The sequence below is a fragment of the Vibrio sp. 10N.261.55.A10 genome, from assembly GCF_041470825.1.
Lineage (GTDB): Bacteria > Pseudomonadota > Gammaproteobacteria > Enterobacterales > Vibrionaceae > Vibrio > Vibrio crassostreae_C.
The window spans coordinates 95896-110316 of record NZ_JBFRNC010000021.1 but is presented as its reverse complement, the minus strand read 5'-3'; the positions used below and the strand labels follow the sequence as shown (position 1 = coordinate 110316).

Annotated in this window: 14 protein-coding genes; 7 read left to right on the top strand and 7 right to left on the bottom strand. The window is 43.0% G+C overall.

Annotated elements, in window-relative coordinates:
- Positions 1-59: 59 nt before the first annotated feature.
- On the bottom strand, positions 60-389 hold the full coding sequence (locus AB4274_RS06145) for an STAS domain-containing protein (RefSeq protein WP_050621341.1): 330 nt from the start codon (positions 387-389) through the stop codon (positions 60-62).
- Positions 390-700: 311 nt separating this feature from the next.
- On the opposite strand from AB4274_RS06145, the gene AB4274_RS06140 reads away from it, so the two are divergent.
- Positions 701-1543 (top strand): DNA ligase, encoded by an 843-nt coding sequence (locus AB4274_RS06140; protein WP_372055915.1) that lies wholly within the window; start codon positions 701-703, stop codon positions 1541-1543.
- 101 nt (positions 1544-1644) lie between these two features.
- On the opposite strand, the gene AB4274_RS06135 is transcribed toward AB4274_RS06140, so the two are convergent.
- Positions 1645-3015, bottom strand: coding sequence for an MATE family efflux transporter (locus tag AB4274_RS06135; protein ID WP_017059598.1), 1371 nt, complete (start codon positions 3013-3015; stop codon positions 1645-1647).
- 161 nt (positions 3016-3176) lie between these two features.
- Here AB4274_RS06135 and AB4274_RS06130 point away from each other — a divergent pair, with 161 nt between their 5' ends.
- Complete coding sequence (locus AB4274_RS06130) at positions 3177-3785, top strand: riboflavin synthase (RefSeq protein WP_017063887.1); 609 nt, start codon at positions 3177-3179, stop codon at positions 3783-3785.
- A gap of 108 nt (positions 3786-3893) precedes the next feature.
- Here the strand turns inward: AB4274_RS06130 and AB4274_RS06125 are convergent, their stop codons facing one another.
- Both AB4274_RS06125 and AB4274_RS06120 read right to left on the bottom strand, forming a co-directional pair.
- Positions 3894-4097: a CPXCG motif-containing cysteine-rich protein gene (locus tag AB4274_RS06125; RefSeq protein WP_017059600.1), complete on the bottom strand. Its 204-nt coding sequence runs from the start codon at positions 4095-4097 to the stop codon at positions 3894-3896.
- Positions 4098-4160: 63 nt separating this feature from the next.
- A complete protein-coding gene (locus AB4274_RS06120) occupies positions 4161-5027 on the bottom strand; it encodes a fructosamine kinase family protein (protein ID WP_017059601.1) in 867 nt (288 codons plus the stop codon).
- A gap of 585 nt (positions 5028-5612) precedes the next feature.
- On the opposite strand from AB4274_RS06120, the gene AB4274_RS06115 reads away from it, so the two are divergent.
- The gene (locus AB4274_RS06115) at positions 5613-5957 is read left to right on the top strand and encodes a DUF3802 family protein (RefSeq protein ID WP_010440912.1); all 345 of its coding nucleotides are present in this window, start codon (positions 5613-5615) and stop codon (positions 5955-5957) included.
- A gap of 107 nt (positions 5958-6064) precedes the next feature.
- On the opposite strand, the gene AB4274_RS06110 is transcribed toward AB4274_RS06115, so the two are convergent.
- Positions 6065-6550: a C40 family peptidase gene (locus AB4274_RS06110; RefSeq protein ID WP_017059602.1), complete on the bottom strand. Its 486-nt coding sequence runs from the start codon at positions 6548-6550 to the stop codon at positions 6065-6067.
- A 104-nt stretch (positions 6551-6654) separates the two neighbouring features.
- Here AB4274_RS06110 and AB4274_RS06105 point away from each other — a divergent pair, with 104 nt between their 5' ends.
- Complete coding sequence (locus tag AB4274_RS06105; protein WP_372111339.1) at positions 6655-8700, top strand: methyl-accepting chemotaxis protein; 2046 nt, start codon at positions 6655-6657, stop codon at positions 8698-8700.
- Positions 8701-8815: 115 nt separating this feature from the next.
- Here AB4274_RS06105 and AB4274_RS06100 read toward each other — a convergent pair whose 3' ends face one another.
- A complete protein-coding gene (locus tag AB4274_RS06100; RefSeq protein WP_017070845.1) occupies positions 8816-9625 on the bottom strand; it encodes a sterol desaturase family protein in 810 nt (269 codons plus the stop codon).
- A 68-nt stretch (positions 9626-9693) separates the two neighbouring features.
- Here AB4274_RS06100 and AB4274_RS06095 point away from each other — a divergent pair, with 68 nt between their 5' ends.
- Together AB4274_RS06095 and nagK are read left to right on the top strand one after the other, a co-directional pair.
- Positions 9694-10440, top strand: a complete 747-nt coding sequence (locus AB4274_RS06095) for a tRNA-uridine aminocarboxypropyltransferase (protein ID WP_372111337.1) — start codon at positions 9694-9696, stop codon at positions 10438-10440.
- Positions 10441-10603: 163 nt separating this feature from the next.
- A complete protein-coding gene (gene nagK, locus AB4274_RS06090) occupies positions 10604-11512 on the top strand; it encodes an N-acetylglucosamine kinase (RefSeq protein ID WP_017068179.1) in 909 nt (302 codons plus the stop codon).
- Positions 11513-11697: 185 nt separating this feature from the next.
- Here the strand turns inward: nagK and AB4274_RS06085 are convergent, their stop codons facing one another.
- Positions 11698-11964: a DUF2960 family protein gene (locus tag AB4274_RS06085; protein ID WP_017063882.1), complete on the bottom strand. Its 267-nt coding sequence runs from the start codon at positions 11962-11964 to the stop codon at positions 11698-11700.
- 180 nt (positions 11965-12144) lie between these two features.
- Here AB4274_RS06085 and AB4274_RS06080 point away from each other — a divergent pair, with 180 nt between their 5' ends.
- A complete protein-coding gene (locus AB4274_RS06080; protein WP_372111333.1) occupies positions 12145-14340 on the top strand; it encodes a diguanylate cyclase in 2196 nt (731 codons plus the stop codon).
- Positions 14341-14421: the final 81 nt, after the last annotated feature.

Here is a 14421-nt window from a genome sequence, read left to right as displayed (position 1 = left end):
AACGTCCTATGTTTCTAATTTTTCTTATTATTTTTTGTTACTTCTAGCTTAGTGGGTCTTCATGAATTTGCAGGATTTTTTGAATTTACTGGGATAGCGTGGCCAATACGCAGCAAGTTCATAATTTCAAGAGGTTGACCCGTCACATTTTCAAGTCGCATGTTGCGCTCGCGTTCAGTCAGACGTTTGAACATATAAACAATCGCGCCAACACCAGATGAATCTAAAAACTCAACCTGACTAAAATCAACTTCGATTTCAGGGTGACCATCGTTAGAAATCACATCATCGATGTCGGTTTGTGCATCACGACTGCCTGCTGCATCCAGATCACCGAAAATAGAAAGTGTCAGTGTCGTTGTGTTTAAATCAATCTTACGTAGTTCCATAGCGATATCTCCTTTTCAGTATGTATGGACAATTGCACTGAATGTGCCAACTTTTATATTGTTATTTTTCAATGGCTTATATTTATCGTGAATTCCCATCTCAAATTGAGAAAAGGCATTTCTCAATTTGAGAACTAAAAACGGCGGATCATATGAGAGCCATAAGTCATTAATTTAATGAATAGATGCAAGGGTTAGATAAGGTTGATGAGTGGATCGCATCTTCTAGCAAAGATTGTCTAACTGCGTGTTAGAGCACTTACGATTAAAAGCATTTGTTGACCACTACAGTTATTAATACGGAGAAGATGATGAGATTAACCAAACTGGCTTTAGCCACTCTATGGGTGTGTTCGCTTTCATCTCATTCATCCTATTTACCTCCGGACTATTTGGTGCTTGCAAACTCCTACCAGCAAGGCATAGATGTTTCTGAATACTGGAAGAGTGAAAAACTTGATGGGATTCGGGCTCTATGGGATGGACAACATCTTTATACACGCAATGGTAATCGTATTTACTCACCGAAGTGGTTTACGGAAAACTTACCTAAGGTCCATCTCGAAGGAGAGTTGTGGGCAGGAAGGGGCAAGTTCCACCTTGTTCAATCTACCGTTCTCGACCATACGCCGAGTGACACAGCATGGCGCCAAATCGATTTCATGCTGTTTGATATGCCCGGCGCTGCGGGAGATTATCAAAAGCGCTATTACAACATTTTGCATTGGGTAAGGGTGATTGGAGAATCTCATGTCAGGTACATAGAACATGTACCAATTCACAGTGAAGAGGCTTTGTTTCATCAACTTGATAATGTCGATGAGCGTAATGGCGAAGGTTTGATGCTTAGAAAAATCACCAGTCGTTATCAAGCAGGCCGAAGTAATGACCTGTTAAAGCTCAAAAGGCATCACGATGCCGAAGCTACAGTTATTGGATACAAGAGTGGGACAGGGAAGTATAAAGGGATGATGGGTTCAATTTTGGTTCACACAGAAGAGGGTGTGGAATTTTATATCGGCAGCGGATTCAGTGACCAGATGAGACTCGCACCGCCAGAGATCGGCAGCCGTATTACCTTTCGCTACAATGGTTTTACTCAAAACGGAAAACCCAAGTTTGCGCGCTTTGTTCGAGAGAAGAGTGAATATTAAGGCAGATACGATCTACCTGACCATTAAACGAAAAAGAGCCCTGAAAATCAGAGCTCTTTTTTTTATTCGAAATCAGATAGACCGACTTAGCGAGTACGAATCTAGCGAGAACTAAATTCTAACTGAACGTCATCGTCCTGCTTGTGCATCCAGTGTAGACGCATACCCAGCATAATCGCGGCTGACGTTAGACCGACGATGAAACCAATCCAGAAGCCGTGCGCACCCATAGGGTCAACAATCCAATCTTTCATACCCAAGATGTAACCGATAGGAAGACCAAGCAACCAGTAAGCCACAAAGGTGATGTTGAAGATTGAACGCATGTCTTTGTAGCCACGCAGAGCACCCGCAGCGATAACTTGGATGGCGTCAGTACATTGATAAACCGCCGCGAACAACAGCAACTGCATTGCAACGGTAATTACCGCGGTGTTCTCTGTGTAAAGTAATGCAACCTGTTCTCTGAACAGGACAGTTAACGCCGCTGTCATTAAGGCTGTCACTAAACCAACAATGATACCCACGTGTGTCGCTATCTTAGCGCCTTCGGTGTTGTTTTCGCCCAACTTATGCCCAACACGAATACTCACGGCTGCCCCGATACTCATCGGAATCATGAAAACCAGCGAAGAGAAGTTGATCGCGACTTGGTGCGCGGCAACAATCAATGAACCTAATGGTGCAACTAACAGAGAAACCACCGCAAACAGAGTTACCTCGAAGAAGATAGCGGCCGCCACTGGGAAACCAAGTCTAAACAGACGAATTTGAGCTTTAAGTTGCGGCTTATGGAACGTACCGAAGATGTTAATTTTCGCCAAACGCTTTGATGTTAAAACGTAAGCGAACAGCAGAGCAAACATCACCCAATATACGATAGCCGTTGCAACGCCACAGCCAACACCACCCAGAGCAGGAGCACCAAGTTTTCCGTATACGAACATCCAGTTAAGTGGGATGTTTAATAGCAAGCCAATAAAACCAATCACCATCGCAGGCTTAGTTAAAGACATACCATCCGTAAAGCTTCGCAATGTTTGGAACAACAAAAATGCAGGTACAGCAAACATCACCGCATTCATATAGCCGATGGTCTTTTCCGCCATGAGTTGTTCAATGTCCATCCACTCCAATATCAATTGTGTCTGGAACAGTACGCCAATGATTGGAAGGGAAATGACGAGCGCTAAAAACGCTCCTTGTTGAATCTCAAATGGAATTTTGACTTGTCGACCAGAACCATTCAGCTGTGCAACGACAGGAACCAACGCCATCAATAAACCGACACCAAATAAGATTGATGGTAGCCAGATACTTGCTGCAATCGAAACCGCCGCCATATCGATAGCACTTACGCCACCGGCCATTACAGTATCAACAAAACCCATTCCAGTTTGTGCAACAGATGCGATCAAAACTGGGGTCGCAAGTTTGATTAGATTCGAGGATTCTTCTTTGTAACGATGCACAAACAACTCCAAATAAGAGGGAAAATTAGAATAATAGTGTAGGAAAGGACATTCTGAAGGAATCAGAGACAATGATCTTAAGCTTCCACTGGACGAATCATAAAGAAATGTCACAATAACTGCTATGAAAAACTGTTATTAGAATGCTAAATAGGAATCTTATGTTTACAGGTATCGTTCAAGGCATGGCAACACTGGTTGCTATCAACAAAAAAGAGTCGTTTCAAACTCATACCATTGAGCTAAGCGATGAAATGGTTGAAGGATTAGCCATTGGTGCTTCAGTAGCTCATAACGGTTGTTGCTTAACGGTAACGGAAATTTCAGGTAACCAGATTGCTTTTGATTTAATGCAAGCGACATTGCGATTGACGAACTTAGGCCAACTGAATGTTGGTGACAAAGTGAATGTTGAGCGTGCAGCAAAGTTTGGTGACGAAATTGGCGGGCATAGCATGTCTGGCCACATTACTCTGATGGCTAACCTAGTCGATGTGATTAAAACAGAAAACAACCGTACACTTTGGTTCGAACTACCAGAAGAATCGATGAAGTACGTATTGAGTAAGGGTTACATTGGTGTTGATGGTTGTTCATTGACGATTGGTGAAGTGGAAGAGAACCGTTTCTCTGTTCACCTGATCCCAGAAACTCTGAATCGTACTCTGTTTGGCGGCCGTGAAGTAGGCGACCAAGTGAACATTGAGTTCGATCCACAAACGCAGGCAATTGTTGATACTGTCGAGCGTGTATTAGCGAACCAGAAATAGCCACTAAGCGCATTGAATCGGTGGCAATAAAATCACACCGATGACCAAATTAAAAAAGAGCACGTGAGGTGCTCTTTTTTGATCATGGTTTAAACGAGAAACTGATTGTCAGAATACTTGTTCATCATCGGCATCAATCGAAAGGTTGATTCTGTCTCTTACTTCGTCAACCTGCATATCCAAATGAATGGCATTGCAACACGCTGGACAATCATCATAGAAGTCTTGGCTACCATTAGATGCATCAAGCGTGATGTTAATACCGTGCCCACAATGCGGACAGGAGACATGTTTCTCTGTGTATTTATGCATGGCAAATTCTCCTCACTGTAACTGATACCAATCGTATTCGGTTATAAACAGCTGTAATTGGTATTAAACGGCCTGTATCTTCTGAATGCATGCTTCAGTGTGTGCTAAATATTCGCCGCCAAATTGATTGCAGTGGTTAAGAAGATGGTACAAGTTGTAAATGTCTTTCCGATCAGTATAGCCAACGTCGAGTGGATTGACGCTCTGGTAACCTTCATAAAACTCTTTAGGGAAACCTTCAAACAATTCAGTTAACGCCAAATCACACTCATGGTCCCCCCAGTAACAAGCAGGGTCGTAGCAAATTGGGCCAAACGCAGAGTTAGCAACATTGCCATTCCAAAGATCCCCATGAAGCAAAGAAGGGCGAGGGTTGTGGCCAGCAAGACGCATATTCACCACATCAACGATGTCATCGATATCACCAAACTCGATGCCTTTCTCTTTGAGCAGTTGCAGTTGGAAACCAATGCGTTGCTCAGAGAAAAAGCGACCCCATTTCTTATGCCAAGGGTTGGGTTGAAGTGTGCTGCCGATATAGTTGTCTTGGTCGCAACCAAACTCTTTTTGCTCGCCCCATTGATGAAGCCGCGCAAGCTGAACGCCGAAATCGAAGCTATTGTTGCCCGTCTCGAGCGGTTTGGTCGGCAAGTAATTCAGAATAATGAACGAGCACTCTTTGGTTTTGCCAATAAGCACCAACTCAGGAACGTAAACAGTGGAGGTTTCTCTTAACAAGCGTAAGTTCTCAGCTTCAATTTCAAACTTAGGTAAAAATTCTCGCTGATTCACTTTCACAAAGTAACGCTCATTACCATCGCTGATCATATAGCAATCGTTAATGTCGCCACCAGAAACCTTGGTACGTTCAGTAATCTGAAAGTTAAATAGAAGAGTATCTGAAAGTTGTTGAGAAATGGCCTGCCACATAGGAAATCCTCAAAGACTGAAAGTTAAAAAGATTGAAGGTTAGAAATACTGTTTGTTTAATAGAAATAGTTTAGGATAAATCTGAACAATTTATAGACGCACTCGTCAATGTTCTTAGCTCTTCTTCATCTTACGTAGAATCAATTGGCCGAATTGTGAACTCGAACTGATTCAAGCTCTTTGAAATACAAACATAAATTGAAAACCTGACGTGATGAAATAGTTTGGAACTAGTCTCACAATCGAAACGGTTTTGAACGCCACAAACTGGAAAAGAGGTTTGAGCTTGTTATTGTCTAGCGACTAAATCAAATGAGCTTTTAGAGTAAGTTGAAAGGGCTATTGTTAACTGGCGCAATACTTTGCTTCAAAGTTTGTCTTACACTTCTTTAGCGTGGATTTACTTATGTCGTAAGTAGGCAGGTATACCACATAAAGCTATATCGATTTAATTTTAAGCTGAAATACTAACTAGGATCATTTAAATGTGGTTTTGGGCAATAAAGTGATGACAAATAGCTTCATTTACATAGTATTAGGCAAGTACGTATTAATCTGCTCTAGAGCTTAAAACGGAGAATTATTGTGGTTGTAGAAACCGATGGCTATTTGGCTCTGATCGAGCACTTATCGTTTAATCTGGATGTCTTTACAAATAGTAATGGTGATACTGGAAACGAAAGTGTCGAAGACATTGTTACCGACATGATTTCAACAAACATCATGGCTATTTTCGAGCAAAACCCAGAGTTGCATTCGAGCGTTCGTTTTCAACTTTTGAAAGAAGCAGATGCCGTAGTAGCGGATCTTGGTGAAGTATTAGCGGGTGTGTGGGCTAAGAAAGCGACTAACGAACAAATTGTATTCCTCGATGAGTACATCGCGTTAGTGAAGAACCTGTTTGATACTGCTGTTGCTAAATACGATTAACGGTTTGTTTGCTCATTTATCGTCGTAATTAATCAGCATAATAACAACGGGCGTTTAAGTCGTATCTTTCTAGAGTTACCTCGCTCAGCGGTTTATCTTTCGAACCGCTATAAACGCCTAAAGTGCCAAAACTTGGATGCCCAGTAAGGGTTATCTAACCTAGAAATAATGACACCTTTCGATGTCGAGGCATGTAGAAATTGGTTGTTTCCTAAATAAACGCCTACATGTCGCACCGTCATCGAAGTCTTGAAAAACACCAAGTCACCGCTTGTTGCCTGCCCATACGCAATTTCTTTTCCCTTTTTACTCTGGTCTTTTGTGGTTCTTGGTAGAGCTTGTTGAGTCGCATTTTGCACGGCGATTTGAACAAAAGCAGAGCAATCTATACCTCGAAATGAGGTCCCACCGAAATGGTATGGCACGCCTTTCCACTGTTCATACACGCTCATATAAGCGTTTGTAGTCAATTGTTCTGACTTTGATAGGGGTTTCTGTGCGGTTTGACTAAGCTGAGAAGGCGAAGGTGACGAGCTACAAGCAGCCAATGTTGCTAAAGTTATTGTAACTACAGCCATTTTTCTGATTTTCATATGTAACTCTTCTGACAAAAAACTGAAATAAAAACGTCATCAAGGACTTCTAGTATACGACCTAACTTAAGGATATCTCTTTTCGTAGTCAAACTGGATTTCACATGCCCGACACAAATTTATCAATAAAACCCTCACGTTATACATTCTCGCTCATTCAAACCGTCACTGCTGTATTTATTTCCATTCTTTTACTTGTTACTTTTTTATCAATGGTTAGTATTCGGGGCGTTGAACGGGTCGGGGGACATTTTGATGCACTCTCGGAACAAGCATTACCCCTTGCTCTACATAACGCCGAATTAACGCAAAGCGTATTAGAACAAGTAAAACTTCTCACTTACAGCACCCAATCAACCGACTTAGATACACTGAATGCCACAAGGGGCTCAATTGACCAACTCGCGACAGAGAGCAATACCACGCTAGAGGAACTTCTTTTTATTTCCCAATCTTTTCCTGATGCGATCTCTTTAGAGCAACAACAAATCCTTGTCGATGACATGGCGCAACTGCAAGCTATGACCAACACGGTACTGCTGGCGCAGATTGAGATTCAAAGTAAGCAAAATCTGATCGACAGTAAAATGGGCGAGTTCCGTTATGGCGTTGGATCTATCGGACCAGAAATGAATCGAATCAGCTCATTCTTGGTTGAAGACAACCCAGAAGCGAGCGATGCAGCGAACCGATTTACATCCAGCGCGTCTGCTATGGCGAACACCTTCTTGATGCTGATGATGCAATCTGACATTGATAAAGCACAAGACGAATACCGTCAATTGAGAAACCGAATCGCAGGTCTGAACTTGGCTTACAGCGATTTTGCCGATTGGCACCCAGATATCGCTGAGTTCGCGAGCTTGACGGCGCCTTACGAGATGGTGAAAGAAGGCTTTACCGAAGAAGGCGTAATCAAACAAATCCTCTTGAAACTCGAACTGGTTCAGCAGCAAGAGCAAAACTTAACGCAAGTCATTAACTTAGCGAACACCGTCATTAGCACATTGAATCAGCTGTCTTCCACCGCTTCCCACCTGATTGATGAAAGTGAACTGGTTGTAAATCAAACCATCACCAATATTGATCGTGTGTTGTTTATCAGCGGGCTAGTGATTGCGGTAATCATTGTGATTTCATGGTTCGTGTTACGCCGTTGGATGAATAAAGGGCTTAAAAACATAACTCAACAGTTGAGTTCACTGGCAGATCATGACTTCTCTAAACAGAGTGAATTACTGGGGCCGCTAGAGCTGCAAGTTATTACTTCAAAACTCAATACGGTCGTTGATTCAACCGCGGACTCGGTTCGTTTAGTAACGCGTAACTGTGAGACGCTTTATCAAACGGCTGAAGTAAGCCATGACGCTGCAGAGCAAACCAATTCGAGCTTGAACGAACAGAACGAATCACTTCAGAATATGATCACCACCATTACTGAGCTGGAAGCATCGATTGGTGAGATTGCTCGTATTTCTAACGCATCGAACGACGATGCTCAAATAGCAGAAGATGAGTCAGTGAGTGGCAGCCAAGTGGTTGGCCTTAACCAACAACGATTACAAGCGCTTGAGCAATCTCTTAGCATGAGTGAAGAGTCGATGGCTGACTTGGATGGTCGAGTGAAACAGATTCGTGAAATGGTCGACATGATCAGTGGTATCGCTGAAAACACCAACTTGTTGGCATTGAACGCTGCGATAGAAGCGGCGCGAGCAGGTGAACAAGGTCGAGGTTTTGCGGTAGTTGCAGACGAAGTGCGTAAATTGGCGAGCGGCACATCCCAGCAAACCACCAATATTCGTAGCATGATGAACGAACTAGTAGCAGCAGCCGATCGCTCACGTGCTTCTGTAACGGAATCGAGAAGTGAGATGGCCAATGCACTGCAAACCAGTGGTGATGTAAGACAAGCCTTCGAGAAAATCGAATTTGCAGTAAACCAGATCAAAGGGCGTGTTGAGCAAATCATGGTGGCTACCGAAGAACAAGCTCGTGCGACTGTCGATGTAACCCATTCAATCACTCGAGTATCTGAGCAGGGCGAGAATACTAAGCTGCAACTTGAATCTATGATCGAGAGTTCAGAGCAAGTCGGAGAGATAGCAGGGCACCAACAAGCCATGCTTCATAAGTACGTATTGAAGTAAGTGTGTCAACGTCGTCCGGAAGTGGGAATTGCCGCTGAAAGGTGAGAAGCTACGCATATAAAAATGGTGCAATCTCTTATGAGTTTGCGCCATTTTTTATTATTTTCTTGAGGCGTTAGGTCTTGTCTTTCGAATGAGGGAAGGAAGCAAATGGCTGACGTAACATTAAATCTAGCCGTTGCTCTTTACCATCTTGAATCTCGGGAACACCAATATGCACCTTGTCATGACCAAGCTTGGGTTGGGCGCGGTAAGTCTTAAACCAGATGTCCCACACTGATAAAAAGAAGCCAAAGTTTGAGTGCGTTTCCTTAACAATGACTGAGTGATGAACGCGGTGCATGTCTGGTGTCACAATCACTTTTCTCAATCGTTTATCGAACCATAGCGGAAGACGTGCATTACTGTGGTTAAACATCGCACTCGCATTAAGAACAATTTCAAATATCACGACCGCAATGACAGGCACACCAAGTGCGATCACCAAACTCACTTTGATGAGCATTGAAAGAATCATCTCAATAGGGTGAAAGCGCGTTCCGGTTGTGACATCAATATCTAGGTCCGCATGGTGAACTCGATGTAGCTTCCACAACCAAGGAACACGGTGAAACACCAAGTGCTGTAGGTAAATGGCACAATCCAAGAGCAATACACAGATCAGAATGGTCAATTCTTTCGGAAGTGACAGGGTATTGAACAGACCCCATTGGTTTTCTTGTGCGATAACCGCCGCTTGAAATGCTGCGATAGGAATTATAGTGGCCAATAGAAAGCTGTTCAAAGCGACTAACGCAAAGTTGTTTCCCCAGCGAAACCATTTGCTTTGAGTCAGTGCTTTACGTGGAAAACGGTATTCCCAAAGCGCACACAGTCCGAAAACGACAATAAAACAAACAAGGCGAAGCAGTGATGGGTCTTGCATGGGAATTCCTTCTATCATTCTAGGGACACTGTAAGTACAATCGTGCCACTTTTCTAGATTTATCGTTATTGTCCATGAGAATCCACGCTTTTCACCGTTTATATCAACACCGTTTGTCTCTTTCTACCAAGCCGTTTAACGCGCGCGGGTGTAAAGTGGTTCGATGTCAGTTCTGTAAAATCAAACAAGACAGCTGTATCTGTGAACATCAACCAGACATAAATACGAACGTCGCGACCATGTTGATCTTATCGGACAATGAAATACTTAAGCCAAGTAATACCGGCCGTTTAATCCTTGATACCGTTAAAGACAGCTATGCCTACCTTTGGCACCGCACTGAACCGAATCAAGAGATGCTTGATGTGCTGAAAGACGATAAATATCAGCCTGTCGTGGTATTTCCTGAAGATTATACTGATGACAAATCGCGCGTGGTTGCTGACCTTGGTGAGATGCGAGATTCGAACAAGACGTTGTTGCTGATCTTTATTGATGGTAGTTGGCGTGAAGCACGACGTATTTTCCGTCGTTCAGAGTATCTGCAAGACTTACCGGTGTTGTCGATCGAACCAGAATCGGTTTCGCAATACATGATGCGTAAGTCAGACAACGAACAACATCTCTCGACTGCAGAAGTAGCGAGCTTGGTTTTGAAACAGGCTGGTGAAGAGCAGGGCGCAAAGACTTTACAGCTGTGGTTTGAGACATTTCGTGAAAGCTACATGCTAAGTAAGACGCGTTATAAGTCCGATCCAACCAAACCAAGCCTGAACGCTTTCATAGAGCACACTAAAAATGAGACGTCACTCTAACCTTTAACCGCTTTGTGCTGACTTGTTGTTCAAACAGATTCGAACACGAGATAAGTTTGTTATCCATCACGGTTTGTAGGGGGAGTGTTATGGATAATGCGTCCTAGATGTTTAATTTGAAAAATTTATTTGCCCGAATTTAGGGAAAAATTGGAGAGATTTCATGTATTACGGCTTCGATGTTGGCGGCACAAAAATTGAATTTGGTGCGTTCAATGAAAAACTTGAGCGAGTAGCAACAGAACGCGTACCAACGCCTACTGAAGATTATCAACTGCTACTTGATACGATTGCCGGTTTGGTGAAGAAGTACGACAGTGAATTTTCTTGCGAAGGTAAAATTGGTCTTGGTCTTCCTGGTATGGAAGATGCTGACGACGGCACAATGCTGGTTGTTAACGTGCCAGCTTCAACGGGGAAACCACTACGTAAAGACCTAGAAGCACTTATTGGTCGTAGTGTGAAAATTGAAAATGATGCGAATTGCTTTGCGCTTTCAGAAGCGTGGGATGACGAGCTTAAAGACGAACCATCAGTAGCAGGCCTAATTCTAGGTACTGGTTTTGGTGGCGGGTTAGTTTACGAAGGCAAAGTGTTCTCTGGTCGTAACCACGTTGCTGGTGAACTGGGCCATATGCGTCTTCCTATTGATGCTTGGTTCCACCTTGGCGACAACGCACCGTTACTCGGTTGTGGTTGTGGCAAGAAAGGTTGTCTAGACAGCTACCTATCAGGTCGTGGCTTTGAATTGATTTACGAGCACTACTTCGGCGAGAAGAAGAAAGCAATCGAGATCATTCAAGCGTACAACGAAGGTGAAGCAAAAGCGGCTGAGCACGTTGATCGTTTCATGGAGCTATTGGCTATCTGTTTCGCGAACCTGTTTACCGGTCTTGATCCACACGTAGTTGCATTGGGTGGCGGTCTTTCAAACTTCGAACTTATCTACGAAGAGATGCCAAAGCGTATCCCTAAATACCTACTGTCTGTAGCGAAATGTCCAAAGATCATCAAAGCGAAGCATGGTGATTCAGGCGGCGTTCGTGGTGCTGCATTCCTTAACATTAAGTAATCGTGACTTAAGTTAAGCTAGCTAAGGTTAGATAGTTAAAAGCACAAATAAAAATGCCGCAATCTCTTTCGAGGTTGCGGCATTTTTTATAGTTCAGTGTTTTCGTTTCTTTAGCTCTAAGAGCTTAGATCTTAATTACAAACGAAAAGCTAGAAACGACATATCAAGCAAAAGAGCCAGAGGGCTTACTTCTTCTTTTTACCAACACCAAGATTGTCTTTTTGCTTCAACGTAAGCTTAGTAAAGCCAAGCTTGCGGAAGTAGTTGTCTTGGTAGTTGCGAACCGCTTTAGTATCAGAAATCAACTCAAGCTGTTGCTCAGTTTTTAGATACTCAGAGATATCGATGCCTTCAGCTGCAGCAACAGCTTCTTGGATCGTGCGGTGTTCTTGTTTTGAAAACAGTAACTCTTTGTCTTCGTCTTTGTAAGTGTACAGAATGGTACGAGCCATGGTGCTCTCCAATAGAATTATTACTTTGCGCGCACTCTACATAAAAAGCGTACGTGGCTCAAGGTTATGATAAAAAATCTTGAAATATTAGCGATATCAATAAAGCGAGCAGTAAGTCGCAAAAATATTTTATGGTACACTAATCACAATTTATATGTTTGATCGGCTTAAATCTAATTTATGATCAACACGCTTTACCCTCAGATTATGGGAATCATCACTCGAATTCAAAACTATCCTGGAATCAAAGGATTAGAAGAAGTTGATGCGCGAGTAAGAAAGATATGCCGTGACCATAATCAACCGTTCCCAGAGTCTATTGCGCTTTTTCTGAAGGCGTACAAAAGTGATCGCCAAGACAATCTACTTGATGCTGTCGAACATTATAAAACCTGCTTAAATGCAACCCAACCAGAAGAAGTTCAACTCACTGTTTTCGTCAACGGTCTATTGGCGTCGGTTTATAACGATTGTAGTGAATACCAATCGGCTTATGCGTGTTATGCAAAGACGTTAGAGAACTTACATCTTGTTGATGACAATATTCGAGCGCTCATCTATTGCAACCTGAGTGACATGCATTTGAGCTTAGGAAAGTTCGAAGAAGCAAAACAGTATGCACGTAAAGCGGTAACGTCATCTCAGAATGCTAACCGCCAGCTAGATTGTGCAGTGAGCCACCTTAACCTCGCTTATGGTTGTGCGTATACCGGAGAATTTGACCAAGCGATTCGAGCAATCGCTGAAGCGAAGAAGATAGCCGAGTCACTCTCAAGTAATAGAACGTTCGCACTGTGTCACGGATACCTAGCTCAAACTATGGTTCAGCAAGGTAGGGTTCAACAAGGCTGTTTTGCTCCAAGTGACGTGCTTGATGTGTTTTATCAAGCGGAACAATATTTCCTGAAAATCAACGACGACCATAATCGAATGGAAAACTTGGTGTGTTGGTTTCAATATTTGGTGGAAATAGGGGAGCTTGAACAAGCCCAAGAAAGATGTCTTTTCCTTGAGCAGAACTTTGAGCTCAAAAACAGTTACCACTTCTATAGTATTTACGCGAAGACCAAGGCGAAAATCTTTCACCTTCAACAAGATTGTAATGGCCTTGCATCACTGCAAACGGAACATATCGAGCTTTCGGAAAAATACCTCAAGGCTTACGAACGCAAACAAAGCAACCGTATTCTACAAAGCGTGGACACTCTAAGAGACAAACAACAGCACGAAGTGTTTACCCAAATGCAAAAGTACATGGGCGCGATTACCGATATCGGTCAGTTCATTGCTACCGCTCCTGATCTGTATAGCGTGCTTCCTGAAATCCTCAGTAAGATAAACACGATTCTGCCGACGTTCGAATTTGGTATTGCGCTGTATGACGACGAGTCCGACATACTCGACTACCAATACTTTGTCGATACTCAAGGCTTGGTACAAAACCTCAAAGTTACTTGCCAAGATAACCAAACCGTCGGTACTTATGTAATTCGTAAACGAGCAACAGTGCATTTGAACAGCGTCACCGATGATGCGCTAGAGCCTTATGTTGACAAGGCCTCACGTAAAGATGACGACTTAGTGGTGGTTAAAGACAAACCAGACACCAACTCCATCATTCTGACGCCGATCATTCTCAATGAAAGAGTGATAGGGCTGTTGTCCATACAGCATCATTTACCCAACCAATACCAACAACACCATTGTCAGTTAATCGAGCATTTGGCGAGTTTCATTGCTGTCTCGCTTGAGAATCAAAAGCAAAGGCAGCGCTTAGAGAGTGCCAATCAAACGCTTGAGGTATTGAGCACGACAGACCCATTAACGGGTTTATCGAATCGCTATCAACTCGACAAAATTACACCTGTGTTGATTCGTAATGCTTATACGCAAAAACGGTCACTTGCAGTATTGATGATTGATATTGATGAGTACAAAGCCTACAACGATTTTCATGGTCACTTACAAGGTGATGAAGCGCTTCGTATTCTTAGTCGTTTGCTGAGAAGTACATTCTCGGCCAAGAACGATTACTTGTTCCGATATGGCGGGGACGAGTTTATGGCAATCTGCTTTGGTCAAAGTAGCGAAGATATCGAAAAGAAAGTCGTTACTCTTAGAAATACATTGTATGAGTTGGCGTTAGTCAGTCCTAAAGCGATCAGAGCCAAGCAACTTACCTTATCAATCGGCGGGGTAAACGTTGAGCTTGTTAGCGACAACGTGGATAGCAACTTCAAGATGATTTGTGACATCGCAGACAAGCAACTGTATCGAGTGAAAGAAGGTGGTCGTAACAATTATAATCTTATCGACTGCTATCTGAATAACTGCGACTTATCCAATTGTCCGTTAGATAAGCCCACGGTCGTTTAAACTAATCGGCATATCACTCTAGCTTTCTCTGTACGAACAAAAAAGAAGCCCGCTTATATCGAATATAAGCGGGCTTCTTTT

What these genes read in the sequence shown, in the direction of transcription:
- AB4274_RS06145 (WP_050621341.1), bottom strand. Translation starts at nt 389, where the DNA reads ATGGAACTACGTAAGATTGATTTAAACACAACGACACTGACACTTTCT.
- AB4274_RS06140 (WP_372055915.1), top strand. Translation starts at nt 701, where the DNA reads ATGAGATTAACCAAACTGGCTTTAGCCACTCTATGGGTGTGTTCGCTT.
- AB4274_RS06130 (WP_017063887.1), top strand. Translation starts at nt 3,177, where the DNA reads ATGTTTACAGGTATCGTTCAAGGCATGGCAACACTGGTTGCTATCAAC.
- AB4274_RS06125 (WP_017059600.1), bottom strand. Translation starts at nt 4,097, where the DNA reads ATGCATAAATACACAGAGAAACATGTCTCCTGTCCGCATTGTGGGCAC.
- AB4274_RS06120 (WP_017059601.1), bottom strand. Translation starts at nt 5,027, where the DNA reads ATGTGGCAGGCCATTTCTCAACAACTTTCAGATACTCTTCTATTTAAC.
- AB4274_RS06110 (WP_017059602.1), bottom strand. Translation starts at nt 6,550, where the DNA reads ATGAAAATCAGAAAAATGGCTGTAGTTACAATAACTTTAGCAACATTG.
- AB4274_RS06105 (WP_372111339.1), top strand. Translation starts at nt 6,655, where the DNA reads ATGCCCGACACAAATTTATCAATAAAACCCTCACGTTATACATTCTCG.
- AB4274_RS06100 (WP_017070845.1), bottom strand. Translation starts at nt 9,625, where the DNA reads ATGCAAGACCCATCACTGCTTCGCCTTGTTTGTTTTATTGTCGTTTTC.
- nagK (WP_017068179.1), top strand. Translation starts at nt 10,604, where the DNA reads ATGTATTACGGCTTCGATGTTGGCGGCACAAAAATTGAATTTGGTGCG.
- AB4274_RS06085 (WP_017063882.1), bottom strand. Translation starts at nt 11,964, where the DNA reads ATGGCTCGTACCATTCTGTACACTTACAAAGACGAAGACAAAGAGTTA.
- AB4274_RS06080 (WP_372111333.1), top strand. Translation starts at nt 12,145, where the DNA reads ATGATCAACACGCTTTACCCTCAGATTATGGGAATCATCACTCGAATT.